12 protein-coding genes are annotated in these 14,936 nt (G+C 63.0%); 6 read left to right on the forward strand and 6 right to left on the reverse strand.

Annotated elements, in window-relative coordinates; genetic code table 11:
• Window positions 1-4: 4 nt before the first annotated feature.
• The gene (locus HWX34_RS16120) at window positions 5-751 is read left to right on the forward strand and encodes an SDR family oxidoreductase (protein WP_178973199.1); all 747 of its coding nucleotides are present in this window, start codon (window positions 5-7) and stop codon (window positions 749-751) included.
• A gap of 91 nt (window positions 752-842) precedes the next feature.
• On the opposite strand, the gene HWX34_RS16125 is transcribed toward HWX34_RS16120, so the two are convergent.
• Genes HWX34_RS16125 through HWX34_RS16135 form a run of 3 tightly spaced genes read right to left on the reverse strand, consistent with a single transcriptional unit; the run spans window position 843 to window position 3,552 of the window.
• Complete coding sequence (locus HWX34_RS16125) at window positions 843-1,904, reverse strand: MBL fold metallo-hydrolase (protein ID WP_178973200.1); 1,062 nt, start codon at window positions 1,902-1,904, stop codon at window positions 843-845.
• 42 nt (window positions 1,905-1,946) lie between these two features.
• The gene (locus HWX34_RS16130) at window positions 1,947-2,924 is read right to left on the reverse strand and encodes an aldo/keto reductase (RefSeq protein WP_178973201.1); all 978 of its coding nucleotides are present in this window, start codon (window positions 2,922-2,924) and stop codon (window positions 1,947-1,949) included.
• A gap of 58 nt (window positions 2,925-2,982) precedes the next feature.
• Window positions 2,983-3,552: a TetR/AcrR family transcriptional regulator gene (locus tag HWX34_RS16135; protein WP_178973202.1), complete on the reverse strand. Its 570-nt coding sequence runs from the start codon at window positions 3,550-3,552 to the stop codon at window positions 2,983-2,985.
• Between the two features lie 227 nt (window positions 3,553-3,779).
• Between HWX34_RS16135 and HWX34_RS16140 the strand changes: the two genes are divergently transcribed.
• From HWX34_RS16140 to HWX34_RS16160, 5 genes are all read left to right on the forward strand, one after another.
• Window positions 3,780-4,682 carry a LysR family transcriptional regulator gene (locus HWX34_RS16140; RefSeq protein ID WP_178973203.1) on the forward strand — a complete coding sequence of 301 codons (903 nt, stop codon included), beginning with the start codon at window positions 3,780-3,782 and terminating at the stop codon, window positions 4,680-4,682.
• Window positions 4,683-4,970: 288 nt separating this feature from the next.
• Window positions 4,971-6,173 carry an efflux RND transporter periplasmic adaptor subunit gene (locus HWX34_RS16145; protein WP_178973204.1) on the forward strand — a complete coding sequence of 401 codons (1,203 nt, stop codon included), beginning with the start codon at window positions 4,971-4,973 and terminating at the stop codon, window positions 6,171-6,173.
• 20 nt (window positions 6,174-6,193) lie between these two features.
• Window positions 6,194-9,436, forward strand: coding sequence for an efflux RND transporter permease subunit (locus tag HWX34_RS16150; RefSeq protein ID WP_178973205.1), 3,243 nt, complete (start codon window positions 6,194-6,196; stop codon window positions 9,434-9,436).
• A gap of 12 nt (window positions 9,437-9,448) precedes the next feature.
• Window positions 9,449-10,918: an efflux transporter outer membrane subunit gene (locus HWX34_RS16155; RefSeq protein ID WP_178973206.1), complete on the forward strand. Its 1,470-nt coding sequence runs from the start codon at window positions 9,449-9,451 to the stop codon at window positions 10,916-10,918.
• Window positions 10,919-10,957: 39 nt separating this feature from the next.
• Complete coding sequence (locus HWX34_RS16160) at window positions 10,958-11,137, forward strand: hypothetical protein (protein ID WP_178973207.1); 180 nt, start codon at window positions 10,958-10,960, stop codon at window positions 11,135-11,137.
• A gap of 77 nt (window positions 11,138-11,214) precedes the next feature.
• Here the strand turns inward: HWX34_RS16160 and HWX34_RS16165 are convergent, their stop codons facing one another.
• From HWX34_RS16165 to HWX34_RS16175, 3 genes are read right to left on the reverse strand one after another with little or no spacing between them, the layout of a single operon-like run.
• Window positions 11,215-12,129, reverse strand: a complete 915-nt coding sequence (locus HWX34_RS16165; protein WP_178973208.1) for a carbohydrate kinase — start codon at window positions 12,127-12,129, stop codon at window positions 11,215-11,217.
• Window positions 12,126-13,553, reverse strand: a complete 1,428-nt coding sequence (locus HWX34_RS16170) for a sucrose-6-phosphate hydrolase (RefSeq protein WP_178973209.1) — start codon at window positions 13,551-13,553, stop codon at window positions 12,126-12,128. The genes HWX34_RS16165 and HWX34_RS16170 overlap by 4 nt, the downstream gene beginning before the upstream one ends.
• Window positions 13,543-14,925, reverse strand: coding sequence for a sucrose-specific PTS transporter subunit IIBC (locus HWX34_RS16175; protein ID WP_178973210.1), 1,383 nt, complete (start codon window positions 14,923-14,925; stop codon window positions 13,543-13,545). The genes HWX34_RS16170 and HWX34_RS16175 overlap by 11 nt, the downstream gene beginning before the upstream one ends.
• Between the last annotated feature and the right edge of the window lie 11 nt (window positions 14,926-14,936).

A 14,936-nucleotide genomic window follows, 5' to 3' on the forward strand; every position in this document is an offset into this window, starting at 1 on the left:
AGCAATGTCGAATGGAATCGCAGGAAAAGTTGTGGTGATTACCGGTGCCAGCAGCGGGCTGGGCGAAGCCACGGCCCGTCATCTGGTGGCGCTGGGTGCGCGGGTGGTACTGGGCGCACGCCGGGGCGATCGCCTGCAGGCTCTGGTGGAGGAGATCCGCCAGGCTGGTGGCGAGGCAGTGCATGCGGTGACTGATGTCACCCGCAAGGAGGATGTACAGGCGCTGGTGGAGGCCGGGCGCGCTGCCTTTGGCCGTATTGATGTGATGATCAACAATGCCGGTTTGATGGCCATTGCCCCCATGTCGCAACTGCGCAGCGACGAATGGGACCGCATGATAGACATCAATATCAAAGGCGTGCTGTATGGCATCGCCGCCGTTCTGCCCCTGTTCGAGCAGCAGGGCAGCGGCCATGTGATCAACCTGTCCTCGGTGGCTGGCATCAAGGTGTTTGCGCCGGGCGGTACGGTGTATTCCGGCACCAAGTTTGCCGTGCGTGCCATTTCCGATGGCCTGCGTCAGGAGCTGGCGGGCAAGGTGAGAGTGACCTCCATCGAGCCGGGAGCGGTGGAGAGTGAGCTGAAGTTTGGCTCCAGCGACCCGGCCAGCCGTGAGGAAATCGAGGCGTTTTATCAGCAAGAGGCCATCCCGGCCGATTCGGTGGCCCGCGCTATTGCCTACGTCATTGAACAACCGGCGGATGTAGCCATCAACGAAGTGGTATTGCGTCCGACCGTGCAGGAATTCTGATTCTGTACCCGTAAATGTAAACGTCCCCTCGCGCATGGGCGCGAGCGGGACGTTTTGTCTTGTCCGGCAGCCGGGTTGGTATTGGCGCTGCTTAGTCTGCTTCCGGTAGCGGGTCGGGGTGGGCTATTGCGCCAAGGCGTGGTCTGCCGGTTTCAGTCTGACGCCACCACGGTTGCGTCTGGGCCGGATGCAGAATGTCCAGCCGCTCGCCAAAGCGTGGGGTGCAGAGGCGGACATCGTGCTGTACGGCCAGGGTGCTGATGCGCTCCAGCGGCTCGGTCCAGCCATGCAATGCCAAATCGAAGGTACCGTTGTGGATGGGAATCAGCACCTTGCCACGCAGGTCGAGATGGGCTTGCAGGGTTTGCTCGGGGTGCATGTGTACATCCGCCCAGTCTTCGTTGTAGGCACCGTTCTCCAGCAGGGTGAGGTCGAAAGGGCCATGGCGCTGGCCGATTTGGCGGAAGCCGTCGAAGTAGCCGCTGTCCCCACTGAAAAATATCCGGCTCTGGCTGCTGCGTATCACCCATGACGCCCACAGCGTGCGGTTGCCGTCCGTCAGGCTGCGCCCGGAAAAGTGCTGGGCCGGGGTGGCGGTGATGTGCAGCGGCCCGGCAGCCTCGCCTTGCCACCAGTCCAGCTGGCGGATTTTTTCTGCCGGAATGCCCCAGGCTTGCAGGCGCTGGCCCACACCCAGCGGGGTGACGAACAAACGGGTTTTGTGTTGCAAGGCCAGCACGCTGGCGCGGTCCAGATGATCGTAGTGGTCGTGGGAGATGATCACCACGTCCAGTTGCGGCAAGTCATGCAGTGCGATGGGCGGCGCATGGAAGCGCTTGGGGCCGATAAAGGAAAAGGGCGAGGCGCGCTGGGCGAACACCGGGTCGGTCAGCAGGAAAGCACCATCCAGCTTGAACAGCAGGGTGGAATGCCCCAGCCGCCACAGGCTGTGGTCTGGCGCGTCTGCCAACTGTTTCGGGCTCAAGGGCAGCGGCTGGATGGGCTGGGCCGGTACCGCATGCGGTGATTTGTCGGTAAAAAAGCGCAGCATGATGCGCAGCGTGTTCCACAGCCCGCCAGCGCGGCGTGGCTGGGCATTGCGGTAGCGGCCATCACGCAGCAGGCTGCCGTCTTCTGTCGTCCGGGTGGGCATGGGCTTGTCTTTCGGGGCTGGGTGACAGGGAGCGCCGCGGCTTCAGGCGCAGCTTTTTTCCAGTGCGGCTGGTGCTGTCGGCATGTGCTCCTGCTCGACAAACCAGTCCGGCAACAAGGGCGTCGGGGCGCTGGCGGCATCCAGTAGCAGCAATTCGGTGGCGGACAGCTGCAAGGTGGTGGCGTGCAACGCGTCCCTTTGTGACATTGCACTGTTGAACCCCGGCACGATGCTGCAAACCGGCTCGCGGGCCAGCAGCCAGGCCAGCGCAATCTGCGTGGTGCTGGCCTGATGGCCATCGGCAATGTCACGCAACAGCTCGGCAAGCCGGTGATTGCTGCGCGGGCTGTCTGTCAGCGTTGGGCAGCCTGTCTGGCCTTGACTTGCTTGCAGGCCGCTCGGCTGCGCCTTGGCAATCAGGCCCAGGCCATAGCTTTGCAGCATGGGAATGGCTTCCCGTTCCGGGCTGCGGGTATTCAGCGCGTAGTGCATTTCGCCAAAACAGAAGGGCGCCCAGCCATGACGCTGTTGTAATTCCAGTGCTTTGGCAGCCTTCCAGGCGGGCCAGTTGGCAAAGCCCAGGTAGCGCACCTTGCCTGCCCGCACCATGTCGTCCAGTGCTTGCAGGGTTTCCTCCAGTGGGGTGTACGGGTCTTCATGCGGTACCACGCACAGGTCCAGCCAGTCCGTACCCAGCCGTTTCAGGCTTTGCTCGACAGACCACACCATATCACTGCGCGACAGGCCGGGATGGCTGTGAGGGGCGGTGCGCCGTGCGCCAAGCCGGCTGCTGATCAGCACTTCGGCGCGCCGTTTGCCCAAGGCGTTGGCCAGCAAGGATTCCGCCATGCCATCCATGCTGCTGGAGGCATCGAACAGATTGATGCCTGCATCCAGTGCCTGGCCGACGTGGCGCGCAAGGTTCTGCGCCATGTCGGGGCCGGCCGGATCTGTTTGCAGGGCTGCGCCGGCCAGACGGGAAAGGGTGGGGCCGCCAAGGCCCAGTCGCGTATAGTGCATGGCATAGTCCTGTTGTGAGTACTCACTCATTAATTGAGCAAAAAAATCGGCGCAATTGTCAGCGTACCGAGCCCGACCAGAACACCCGGAAGCCGGCGCTCTTGTAGGCCTGGCCATTGGCTGGGTCGCGCACCACAAACTGGATGGTGGTTTCTGCCAGCGCCATGAACACTGCATCGGCAAAGCCGCCGGGCAGGGCGGAGAGGCCGTTGTTGTCGGAGCAGGCCTGGGCGACACATTTGATGTCGGACAGCTGGCTTGCCACCGTGCAACGGGTTTCGTCGGTGACCTTGTCCGAGACCACCAGCTGGTTCAGCGTTTTGAAAAAGGACAGATTGCTTACACCCCAGTCGATGTAGGCATCCCATAGCGCATGCACCTGATCTTCCACACTGTCATGTGCAGCCATGTGCTGGCGCAGCGCTGCAGCCAGATCCAGCTTCAGGTGGATGTAGAGCGCGTTGTACAGCACATCCTTGGTGGCGAAATAGCGGAACAGCGTACCTTCGGCCACGCCAGCACCACGGGCAATCGACGCAGTGGACGCACCCAGCCCCTGCGCAGCCATGATGTCGGCGGCAGATTCCAGCAGGGCAATGCGTTTTTCTTCGCTGCGGGGGAGGGCCATTGGGCGGGGTAAGTAAGTGAGTAATTACTCATTCTATCCGTGCGGGCTGGTCAGGTGCAAGTGTGCTGCGCGGCCTGCGAAAGATGTGTTGCGCTAATGGTCTGGCCGGCTGCGGTTGCTGCTTGCCGGGCAAAACAGTCCTGCCGTGGCTGGCGGTGGCAGATTGTGCTGGCGCATTGCGCCATCTTGCAAAATAATGCGCCAGTCCGATTGAGATATTTTCAGCAATGGCCCGCGAAAACCTGAACGACCTGCGTACTTTTGTTGTTGTCGCCCGCGAGGGCAGCTTTACCCGTGCCGCTGCCAAGCTGGGGGTATCGCCCTCGGCGGTAAGCCACACCATGCGTGGGCTGGAGGAGAGCATGGGTATGCGGCTGGTCACCCGCACCACGCGCAGTGTGGCGCTGACCACGGCGGGCGAGCAGGTGCTGGCCATTTTTGCCCCCCGGCTGGACGAGATAGAAGCCGAGCTGTCGGTACTGCGCGAGCAGCGCGACAAACCAGCGGGCAGCATCCGCATTACCGCGACTGACTTTGCCGCCGAGCACTACCTGCTGCCCAAGCTGGCGCAGCTATTGCCGGACTACCCGGATGTGCAGGTGGAGCTGTCCATCGACTACGGTCTCACCGACATCGTGGCGCAGCGCTTTGATGCTGGTATCCGCTTTGGTGACCAGGTGGCGCGCGACATGATTGCCGTGCGCATCAGCCCGGATATCCAGACTACCGTGGTGGCTACGCCGGACTATTTTGCCCGCCACGGCGTGCCCGCCCACCCGCGTGAGCTGACCGAGCACAACTGCATCAGCATGCGCCTGCCCACCTATGGTGGCTTGTACGCCTGGGAGTTCGAGCAGGGCGCGCACAAGTTTTCCATCCGCGTGGGTGGGCAGCTCATCATCAACACCCTGCCGCAGATGCTCAATGCCGCCTTGTCCGGCATGGGCATTGCCTACACTGCCCGCGATTATGTGCAGCCTTATCTCGCCGATGGCCGCCTGCAGGAAGTCTTGCAACCCTGGTGTGCGGTGTTCCCCGGTTTTCATCTCTACTACCCCAGCCGTCGCCAGTCTTCCCGTGCACTGATGCTGCTGGTGGACGCCTTGCGCTACCACCCCAACCAGGCGTGAAACCTCCCCGTTGAGACATCCCCCTGCATGCCTTGTGCCGATATTGATGAGTATATTTCACAATGGCATGCATGAAATTGCATCTAGTTCAGCAAAATGGTAGCTGATACATTTGCGTCCCTGATCAGGCAATGAATACCCGGCTGGCATGCGCTGGCTGGTGACAACGCTGCACCCGACAACAAGACAGCGCCGCAGCCACCCGCTGGCACAGGCGCTGCATCGCCTTACCTGTCCGGTCATGCGCCCCGCGCTGGCCATCTGTGCTGACCTTACGGAACCAAACACATGAACCCACCGATCAAGGGCCGGCGACCGCTGGCCGTGACTGCTATTTCCTTTGCCGTGCTGGCTGCACTTGGCACCGCAACCTGGCTGGGCCTGCACAGTCAGGCCGTACGCGCGGATGCCCCGCCAGCCGCCAGTCAGGCTGTCCCTGTTTCCGCCGCCGTGCTGGTTTCGCAAGATGTCAGCACCTGGCAAGACTTTTCCGGCCGTCTGGAGGCGGTGGAACGGGTGGAGCTGCGTTCGCGCGTGGCGGGGGCCATCCAGTCCGTGCATTTTCGTGAAGGGGCGCTGGTGAAGGCGGGCGACCTGTTGGTGACTATCGACCCCGCACCGTATCAGGCTGATGTGGATCGCGCAGCCGCCCAGGTGGCCGCCGCCCAGTCCCAGCTGGTATTCGCCCGCAGCGAGCAGGAACGCGCCAGCCGCATGCTGGCCGACCACGCCATTGCCCAGCGCGATGCCGACGAGCGCAACAACGCCGCCCGCGCCGCCGATGCCAGCCTGAAAGCCGCCCAGGCCGCCTTGCAGACGGCACGGCTGAACCTGGGCTACACCGCCATCCGCGCGCCGGTGTCCGGCCGGGTGGGCAAGCTGCTGGTGACCACCGGCAACCTGGTTTCGGCCGGGCCGGATTCACCAGTGCTCACCACCCTGGTGTCGGTGAACCCGGTATATGCCAGCTTTGATGCCGACGAGGAAACCGTGAACAAGGCGCTGGCCGAGCTGCCGGATGCCGGTGGCGCGCGTGCGCGGCTGGGTGACATTCCGCTGCAGGTTGCCACCAGCACCGCGCAGACCTTCCCGGCCAAGTTGCAACTGGTGGACAACCAGGTGGATGGCAAGAGCGGCACGGTCAAGCTGCGCGCCACGGTGGACAACCGCGACGGCGTGCTGCTTCCCGGCCAGTTCGTGCGCATCCGGCTGGGACAGGCCAAGCGTCATCCGGCGCTGCTGCTGAACGAGCAGGCCATCGGCACCGATCAGGACAAGCGTTTTGTCATGGTGGTCGACAAGGACAGCAAGGCACGCTACCGCCAGGTGCAGCTGGGCGCCAGTGTCGATGGCCTGCGCATTGTCACGACGGGCCTGCATGCCGGTGAGAAAGTGATTGTGGACGGCCTGCAGAAAGTGCAGCCCGGCGCGCCGGTAGCCCCGCACATGGTGCCGATGCAGCCCCCGGCCACTGCTGCGGCCAATAGCTGATTCCCACGCGAAAGACATTCATGAACCTATCCAAATTCTTCATCGACCGCCCGATTTTTGCCGGGGTGCTGTCGCTGCTGATTTTCCTGGCGGGCCTGCTGTCCTTGCGGGTGTTGCCGATTTCGGAATACCCGGAAGTGGTGCCACCGCAAATCATCGTGCGGGCGCAGTTTCCCGGTGCCAACCCCAAGGTGATTGCCGAATCGGTGGCCACACCGCTGGAAGAAGCCATCAACGGCACTGAAGGCATGCTGTACATGAGCAGCCAGGCCACCACCGACGGCCTGATGACGCTGACGGTGACTTTCCAGATCGGCACCGACCCGGACAAGGCGCAGCAACTGGTGCAAAACCGTGTGGCGCAGGCCGAACCGCGCTTGCCGGAAGACGTGCGCCGCCTGGGCCTGACCACAATCAAGAGCAGCCCGGACCTGACGCTGGTGGTGCATTTGCTGTCGCCCAATGGCCGCTACGACATGACCTATCTGCGCAACTACGCCATTTTGAATGTGCGTGACCGGCTGGCACGCATCAGCGGGGTGGGACAGGTGGGCTTGTACGGTGCGGGTGACTACTCCATGCGCATCTGGCTTGACCCGCAAAAAGTGGCCATGCATGGCTTGTCGGCCAGCGAGGTGGTGACTGCCATCCGTGAACAGAACGTACAGGCCGCGGCTGGCAGCATCGGCGCTTCGCCCAGTGCCAAGGGCATTCAGCTGCAATTCCCCATCAACGCACAGGGCAGCCTGCAAACCGAGCAGGAATTCGGCGACATCATCGTCAAGACCGGTGCCGACGGTGCGGTGACGCGCTTGCGAGACCTGGGCCGTATCGAGCTGGGCGCTTCGGAATACGCGCTGCATTCCACGCTGGACAACAAGGCGGCGGTAGCCATTCCGGTATCGCAAGCGCCGGGATCCAATGCCTTGCAGATTTCCGATCAGGTGCGCGCCACCATGGCCGAGCTGAAGAAATCCATGCCGGAAGGGGTGGACTACGCCATCGACTACGACCCCACCCAGTTTGTGCGCGCGTCGATTGAGTCCGTTGTGCATACCCTGCTGGAAGCCATTGCACTGGTGGTGCTGGTGGTGATCCTGTTCCTGCAAACCTGGCGCGCCTCGCTGATTCCGCTGTTGGCGGTGCCGGTGTCCATTGTCGGTACTTTCGCGGTCATGCACGGCTTCGGCTTCACCATCAACACCCTGTCCTTGTTTGGTCTGGTGCTGGCCATCGGCATCGTGGTGGATGACGCCATCGTGGTGGTGGAAAACGTCGAACGCAATATCGAGGCCGGGCTGGACCCGCGTGCCGCATCCTACCGCGCCATGCGTGAAGTATCCGGCCCCATCATCGCCATTGCGCTGGTGCTGGTGGCGGTATTCGTGCCGCTGGCCTTTATTGGCGGCCTGAGCGGCATGTTCTACAAGCAATTTGCGCTGACCATTGCCATTTCCACGGTGATTTCCGCCATCAACTCGCTGACGCTGTCACCGGCACTGGCGGCCTTGCTGCTGCAACGCCACGATGCGCCGCAAGACTGGCTGACCCGCCAGATGGACCGCTGGCTGGGTGGCTTCTTCGACCGCTTCAACAGCCTGTTTAACCGAGGTGCCACCCGTTACAGCCAGGGCGTGAAGCAGGCCATCAGCCGCAAGTTTGTCATGCTGGCCATTTATGCCGGGCTGGCGGCGCTGACGGCCGGGCTGTTCCATAGCATTCCGGGCGGCTTTGTGCCAGCGCAGGACAAGCAATACCTGATCGGCTTCGCCCAGTTGCCGGACGGTGCCACGCTGGACCGTACCGATGCGGTGATTCAGCGCATGAGCGACATCGCGCTGAAGATACCGGGCGTGGAACACGCCATTGCCTTCCCCGGCCTGTCGATCAACGGTTTCACCAACAGCGCCAACTCCGGCATCGTGTTTGTCACCCTCAAGCCCTTCGAGGAGCGGCGCGGCAAGGCCATGAGCGCCAATGCCATTGCCGGGGCGATGAATGCCGAGTTCGGCAAGCTGCAGGACGCTTTTGTGGTGATGTTCCCGCCGCCGCCGGTACAGGGGCTGGGCACTACCGGGGGTTTCAAGCTGCAACTGGAAGACCGTGGTGGCCTGGGTTACGAGGCGATGGACAAGGCAGTGAAGGCCTTCATGGCCGGTGCGGCCAAGGCGCCGGAACTGGCCGGGCTGTATACCAGCTATCAGCTGAACGTGCCGCAACTGCTGGCGGACCTGGACCGCAGCAAGGCCCAGCAGCTGGGGGTGAAGGTGACCGACGTGTTCAACACCATGCAGATTTATCTGGGCAGCCTGTACGTCAACGACTTCAACAAGTTTGGCCGCACCTACACCGTGCGCGTGCAGGCGGATGCCAACTTCCGTGCGCGGCCGGAAGACGTAGGCCAGCTGCAGGTCCGCTCGGCCAACGGCAGCATGGTGCCGCTGTCGGCCCTGCTCAAGGTCAAGCCCAGCTTCGGACCGGAACGCGCGATGCGCTACAACGGCTTTTTGGCGGCTGACATCAACGGCAGTGCCGCGCCCGGCTATTCCAGCGGACAGGCACAAGCAGCCGTGGCACGCGTCGCCGCACAAACCCTGCCGCCGGGCATTGGCTATGAATGGACCGAGCTGACCTATCAGGAAATCCTGGCGGGCAATTCCGGCAGCTGGGTATTCCCCATCGCCATTCTGCTGGTGTTCCTGGTGTTGGCGGCGCAGTACGAAAGCCTGGCCTTGCCGCTGGCCATCATCCTGATCGTGCCGATGGCCTTGCTGGCGGCCATGGCCGGGGTGTGGCTGAGTCACGGCGACAACAATGTGTTTACCCAGATCGGCCTGGTGGTGCTGGTGGGCCTGAGCGCCAAGAACGCCATCCTGATTGTCGAGTTTGCCCGCGAGCTGGAGTTTGCCGGTCGCAGTCCGCTGCAGGCAGCGATTGAAGCCAGCCGCCTGCGCTTGCGTCCCATCCTGATGACCTCGATGGCCTTCATCATGGGCGTGCTGCCGCTGGTACTGGCGCAAGGCGCCGGGGCGGAAATGCGCAATGCCATGGGCGTGGCGGTGTTCAGCGGGATGATAGGCGTCACGGTGTTCGGGCTGTTCCTCACTCCGGTGTTCTATGTGCTGATGCGCCGCCTGTCCGGCAACAAGCCGCTGAAGCTGCACGGCGAGGTACCGCATCTGGACCCGATCGCCCAGCCACCCATGGGGCATGAGCACGGCCACGCATTACACCCGGCTGCCCAGCAACACCATGTCGAATAAGGAAGCGGATAGATGATCAACAGAATCACCCTGGGCCTGTTGCTGGCGGCTGCGTTGAGCGCCTGCGCCACGCCGCCCGCCATCGATGGCAGCCAGCTGCCGGCCACCCCGGCCAGCTACAAGAACCCGCCCGTGGCCACACTGGCCGACGGCAGCTGGACGCTGGCGGCTCCCGCCGATGCTGCCACCCGTGGCGACTGGTGGCTGGCTTATCAGGACAGCACGCTGAACCGGCTGATCGACAGCGCGCTGCAACACAATACCGACCTCGCCACAGCGGCGGCCCGTCTGCAACAGGCCCGTGCCGCACTGGGCGTGGCCGATGCCGACCGCATGCCGCAACTGGGCGTGAATGTCGGCAGCGCACGTGGCACCCAGGCCGGTGCTGGGCCGTCCGGTACCAGCTTGCTGAACAGCAGCAACACCACGCCGGTCAAGCTGACCAGCGTCGGCGCGAATTTCAGCTATGAAATCGACCTTGCCGGACGCCTGTCCGGGGCCAGTCGCGCCGCCGCGCTGGATGCCGAAGCCAGTGCCGCCCTGCTGCAGGGCAGTCGTTTGCTGATTGCCAGTCAGGTGGCGCAAAGCTACTTCAGCCTGCGCCTGCTCGACCAGCAACGCCAGCTGCTGCAGAGTACCGTGCAGTCTTATGCCCGCACCGCACAGCTGACTGGCCAGCGTTATCAGGCCGGAGAGGAGTCCGGCCTGTCGCTGGCGCGCATCGAAGCTGACAGCGAAGCCACTCGCGCCCAGGCCATTGCGCTGGACCGTCAGCGTGCCCAGCTGGAAAACGCGCTGGCGGTGCTGACCGGCCAGCCTGCATCCGGTTTCAAGCTGGACGAAAGCAGCTGGACTGCCAGCCTGCCGCAGGTGCCTGCCGGTTTGCCATCCGCCATGCTGGCGCGTCGTCCCGATGTGGCAGCTGCCCAGCGCAAGCTGCTGGCCGCCCAGACCCGGGTTGGCGTGGCGCAAGCCGCCTGGTTTCCGGACCTGACGCTCACCTCGGCTGGTGGCTATGCCAGTTCGCAACTGCGCGACATCTTCCGCTGGTCGGCCCGTGCCTGGTCGGTAGAGGGCTTGTTGTCACTACCGCTGTTTGACGGTGGCCGCCGTCAGGCGCTGCTGGGTTCGGCCCGTGCCGATATGGATGTGGCGATGGCGGATTACCGTCACAGCATCTTGCAGTCGCTGGCCGAGGTGGAGGACTCGCTCAGCGACATCCGCCTGCTGGCGCAGCAGGAAGCGGCCCAGCAGCAGGCGGTAAACAGTGCAGCCCGCGCCAGTGCGCTGGCCGACTCGCGCTATCGCAACGGCCAGACCGGTCAGCTGGAACTGCTGGACGCCCAGCGCAGCGAGCTGAGCATCCGGCGTCAGGCCTTGAGCATTCGTCAGGACCGCTACCTGGCCTCGCTCAGCCTGATCCGTGCGCTGGGCGGCAGCTGGGATGACAGCGTCTCAAAGTCAACAGCAACCAAGCAATAAGCAACCAAGCCATAAACAATCAATCGAAAGGAAATAACCATGCACAAATTCATCGCCCCCATCCTGCTGCTGGCATGCAGCAGCCAGGTCTTTGCTTCCGATACTCCGGCGCAAAACCAGACAACCCAGCAACATGCCCAGCGCAATGCCAATGATGCTTTCTGCACCGCCGGAACCCCGTGCGAGGTAAACCGCCAGCGTGCGGGTGAGCATCACTGAGGGTGTGCTGAACATGAAAAGGCCATGCAATGCATGGCCTTTTTTATTGATTGCGGCAGATTGCGGGTGCGTACGGCTCAGCCAGAGTGTTCAGCCAATAGCTGCGCCACTTCATCTGGCGTGGGCGCATGCGCTCCATGCTGTCTGGCGGTGCAGGCTGCGGCGGCGGCAACAAAGCGCAGCAAGTCTTGCGGCGTGGCCTCCGGCTGGTGCAGCAAGTGCGTCATCCAGCTGCCCATGGCCGTGTCGCCGCAGCCTACGGTGTCGGCCACGGCAACGGGCAGGGCGGCCTGTTGGTACTGTTGGCCATCGGCAAACAGTGTCATGCCGTCGGCACCCCGGGTGAACAAAATGCTGGCTTGCGGGGCCTGTCGGCGCAAGGTGGCCAGCGCGGCCTGCTTGTCCAGTTCGGGATACAGGCCGAACAGGTCATCGTCCGCCACCTTGATGTAATCAGCCAGGCATAGCATGGCGTTGAAGTGGGCCCGGTAGCCGGGTGTGTGCATGCTGTTGCGGAAGTTGGGGTCAAAGGCAATCCGGCAACCTTGGGCCGCCAATTGTCTGGCCAGCTGCACCAGCCGACTGGCCAGCGGTTCGCGTGCCAGGCTGATGCAGCCAAAATGCGCAATGCGTACCGACTGCTCCCAACTCGCAGGCAGGTGGGCGGGGTCGAAGTGCAGGTCGGCACTGTTGTCGCCGATGAAAAAATACTGTGGTGGCCGGGTGGATGGCACCATGGCCAGCAGCGGCGGGTAGGGCAGTTGCTGGGTATAGCGCATGTCCAGGCCAGCTGCTTGCGCGCCTTGCCACAGGGCATCGCCAAAACGGTCCTGGCTGACTGCCCCGGCAAAGGCTGCCTGGGCACCCAGCCGTGCCGCCACGCGGGCCACGTTCCAGCAGGAACCACCCGGATAGTCTTGCCAGCGGCCATCGTCTTGCAGGATGAAGTCGGTGAGCGCTTCACCAAACACCAGATAGTGCGGGAGCGTCATATTGTCAGGCTTTCTTTGCTTGTGGCCATGCGTACCGGCATGGCACCGAGTGGCCAGAACGCCAGTTGTTCGATATGGATGTCGCCTTCTGCCTGCAGGCTGATGCCCTGGGCGTCGGCATCGGGGAAGATGCAGGCCGACATCACCACCGTGCCGTCGGCAGCAAATATTTCCAGCGTGCTGCGATCCAGCAGCAGATGCAGTTGCAAGCGGTTGCCAGTTGGCAGGGGGGCGCGGCTGATACGACCTTCTGCACTGCCGCTGTGACGGGTGTCCAGTCGCAATTCGGCCAAAGCAGGGTGCCAGCTCAGCCGGGTGTGGCAGTGTTGGCCTTGTCGCAATAGCAGGTGACAGGCGCTGCCGTCCTTGCTGTGCAGGTGCAGTTTCAGCTCGGCACACTCGCCGTGCACGGCTGCATGCTGCCAGTCACCGTTGATGGCCTGGTCTGTCAGTAACACGCCCTCACCACGCAAGGCGTGCAGTGCCGGGTGTGGTTGTTGGCTAAGCTGCCCGTCATGCCAGCTCAGCAGGCGCGGCACGCTCAGGCAGTGGCTCCAGCCATCGGCCACGCTGGGGGTGTCCGGCTGTTCCGGCCGTCCCATCCAGCCCCACAGGATGTGTTCTCCATGCGGGCCGTGCAGGGTTTGCGGGGCATAGAAGTCCGGGCCGTAATCCAGTGCTTGCGGATGTGCAAAGCCGTGGCTGTCGGCCAGCCTGCTGGTGTAGCAGCTGGCATTGGCGTTGGGCCAGGGCCAGTCTGTGCCGGTCTGCCCTTGCGGGCAGAACAGCAGCAGCTGACGGTCTTGCAGGGTGAGCAGGTCCGGGCACTCGCACATATAGCCGTTGTCGCTGCCGGGTAACAGTTCACCACGCAAGGTCCAGTGTTCCAGCATAGGGCTGTGAAAATGCAGCACCGTGCCAGTCCCGTTGTTACGCTGTGCGCCCAGCACCAGATGAAAACCATCCCTGTCACGCCATAGCCGCGGGTCACGGAAATGGCTGGTATAGCCTTGTGCTGGGCGATCCAGCGTCGGGCCCAGCTTGGTGAAGTGGATGCCGTCGTCGGATACGGCCAGGCACTGGTAGCTGTGGCGTACTTCACCGTCACGCACATTGCCGGTGTAAATCAGCCACAGCCGCCCATCCATCACCCAGGCGGAGCCGGAATAACAGCCATGGCTGTCATACCAGTCGCCCGGTTGCAGTGCGGGCGGGTGGATGGTCCACCCCAGCAGGTCCGGGCTGCTGGCATGGCCCCAGGCTTTGGGGCCATGTGCGCAGGCGAAGGGGTTCCACTGGAAAAATACATGGTAGCGACCGTCAAAATGCACCAAGCCGTTAGGGTCGTTCAGCAGCCCTTGCGGCGGCGACAGGTGAAAGGTGGGCCGCCAGTTTCCAGTGATGACCGGGTGTTTATTGCTCACGCTTTGCATCCTGTGTTTTCAGGCAAAACAACCAGCTGGCAGCAAAGGCGCTGCCAAAGGCAATCAGCAGACCGGCAATGTAAAACAGCATGCTGCTGGCCGGAACAATGGCAATGCCAGGCAGGCCGGTAACGCCGATGGCAGTCATCGACACCTGGTTGAATACCACCCAGGCACCACCCAGCGCGCCGCCCAGCGCCGCAGCGACGAAGGGACGGACAAAGCGCAGGTTGACGCCAAAGATGGCGGCCTCGGTAATGCCCAGCAGGCAGGACAGCGCGGCGGGCAGGGCGATCTGTCTGACCTTGCTGTCGCGGGTGCGGAAAAACACCGCCAGCGCCGCGCCACCTTGCGCCACATTGGCCATCGACCAGATGGGTAGCAGGAAATTCTTGCCAATGGCCGGGTTGCTGAGCAAGCCCGCTTCAATGGCATGGAAGCTGTGATGCACGCCGGTAATCACCACCAGCGAATACAGGCCGCCAAACAGCAGCCCGGCCAGTGCACCGCCATGCTGGTAGATCAGCATCAGGCTGATGGAAATGGCATCGCCCAGCATGCGGCCGAAGGGGCCGATCAGCAGCAGTGCAATCAGCGCGCTGCACATCAGCGTAAGAAACGGCGTGAGGATCAGGTCCAGGCTGTTGGGGACGATGCGGCGCAACTGGCGTTCTATATGGCTTTGTGCCCATACCGCCAGCAATACCGGCAACACCGTACCCTGGTAGCCCACCTTGGCGACATGCATGCCGAACAGCGTCCAGTATTCATGAATGCCGCTGCCCACCGTCCAGGCATTCTGCAGGGCAGGGTGAATCATGATGCCGCCCAGTGCGGCTGCCAGGAAAGGGTTGCCGCCGAATTCACGCGCGGCGGAGAAGGCAATCAGGATGGGCAGGAACACAAAGGCCGTGTTGGAGAACATGTCCACCAGTTGCAGCCAGGGGGTGTCGCCGGCCAGCCCCAGTGTTTTTGCCGTGCCGATCACACCCATCAGCAAGCCACAGGCCACGATGACCGGAATGATGGGCACAAAGATATTGGACAGCGTCTGCGCCAGTCGCTGTGCCGGACCCAGACGGGCCGCCGCCAGCTGCTTGCTTTCCTGGGTGCTGGCCTGATTCAACCCTGTGCTGGCAATCAGCGCTGCGCAGACATGGTTGACCACCCCTTGGCCCAGCACGATCTGGAACTGACCGCCATTGGCAAAGCTGCCTTTCACGCTGTCCAGCGCATCCAGCGCGGTCTTGTTGACCCGCTGCGTGTCGCGCAGTACCAGACGCAGCCGGGTGGCGCAGTGGGCAATGCTGTCGATGTTTTCTGCGCCGCCCACCAGAGGCAGGATATCGGCGGCAATTTGTTGGTAATTCATTGTCTCCTCCA

The organism is Aquitalea sp. LB_tupeE (genome assembly GCF_013391415.1).
Taxonomy (GTDB): domain Bacteria; phylum Pseudomonadota; class Gammaproteobacteria; order Burkholderiales; family Chromobacteriaceae; genus Aquitalea.

What these genes read in the sequence shown, in the direction of transcription:
- HWX34_RS16120 (WP_178973199.1), top strand. Translation starts at nt 5, where the DNA reads ATGTCGAATGGAATCGCAGGAAAAGTTGTGGTGATTACCGGTGCCAGC.
- HWX34_RS16125 (WP_178973200.1), bottom strand. Translation starts at nt 1,904, where the DNA reads ATGCCCACCCGGACGACAGAAGACGGCAGCCTGCTGCGTGATGGCCGC.
- HWX34_RS16130 (WP_178973201.1), bottom strand. Translation starts at nt 2,924, where the DNA reads ATGCACTATACGCGACTGGGCCTTGGCGGCCCCACCCTTTCCCGTCTG.
- HWX34_RS16135 (WP_178973202.1), bottom strand. Translation starts at nt 3,552, where the DNA reads ATGGCCCTCCCCCGCAGCGAAGAAAAACGCATTGCCCTGCTGGAATCT.
- HWX34_RS16140 (WP_178973203.1), top strand. Translation starts at nt 3,780, where the DNA reads ATGGCCCGCGAAAACCTGAACGACCTGCGTACTTTTGTTGTTGTCGCC.
- HWX34_RS16145 (WP_178973204.1), top strand. Translation starts at nt 4,971, where the DNA reads ATGAACCCACCGATCAAGGGCCGGCGACCGCTGGCCGTGACTGCTATT.
- HWX34_RS16150 (WP_178973205.1), top strand. Translation starts at nt 6,194, where the DNA reads ATGAACCTATCCAAATTCTTCATCGACCGCCCGATTTTTGCCGGGGTG.
- HWX34_RS16155 (WP_178973206.1), top strand. Translation starts at nt 9,449, where the DNA reads ATGATCAACAGAATCACCCTGGGCCTGTTGCTGGCGGCTGCGTTGAGC.
- HWX34_RS16160 (WP_178973207.1), top strand. Translation starts at nt 10,958, where the DNA reads ATGCACAAATTCATCGCCCCCATCCTGCTGCTGGCATGCAGCAGCCAG.
- HWX34_RS16165 (WP_178973208.1), bottom strand. Translation starts at nt 12,129, where the DNA reads ATGACGCTCCCGCACTATCTGGTGTTTGGTGAAGCGCTCACCGACTTC.
- HWX34_RS16175 (WP_178973210.1), bottom strand. Translation starts at nt 14,925, where the DNA reads ATGAATTACCAACAAATTGCCGCCGATATCCTGCCTCTGGTGGGCGGC.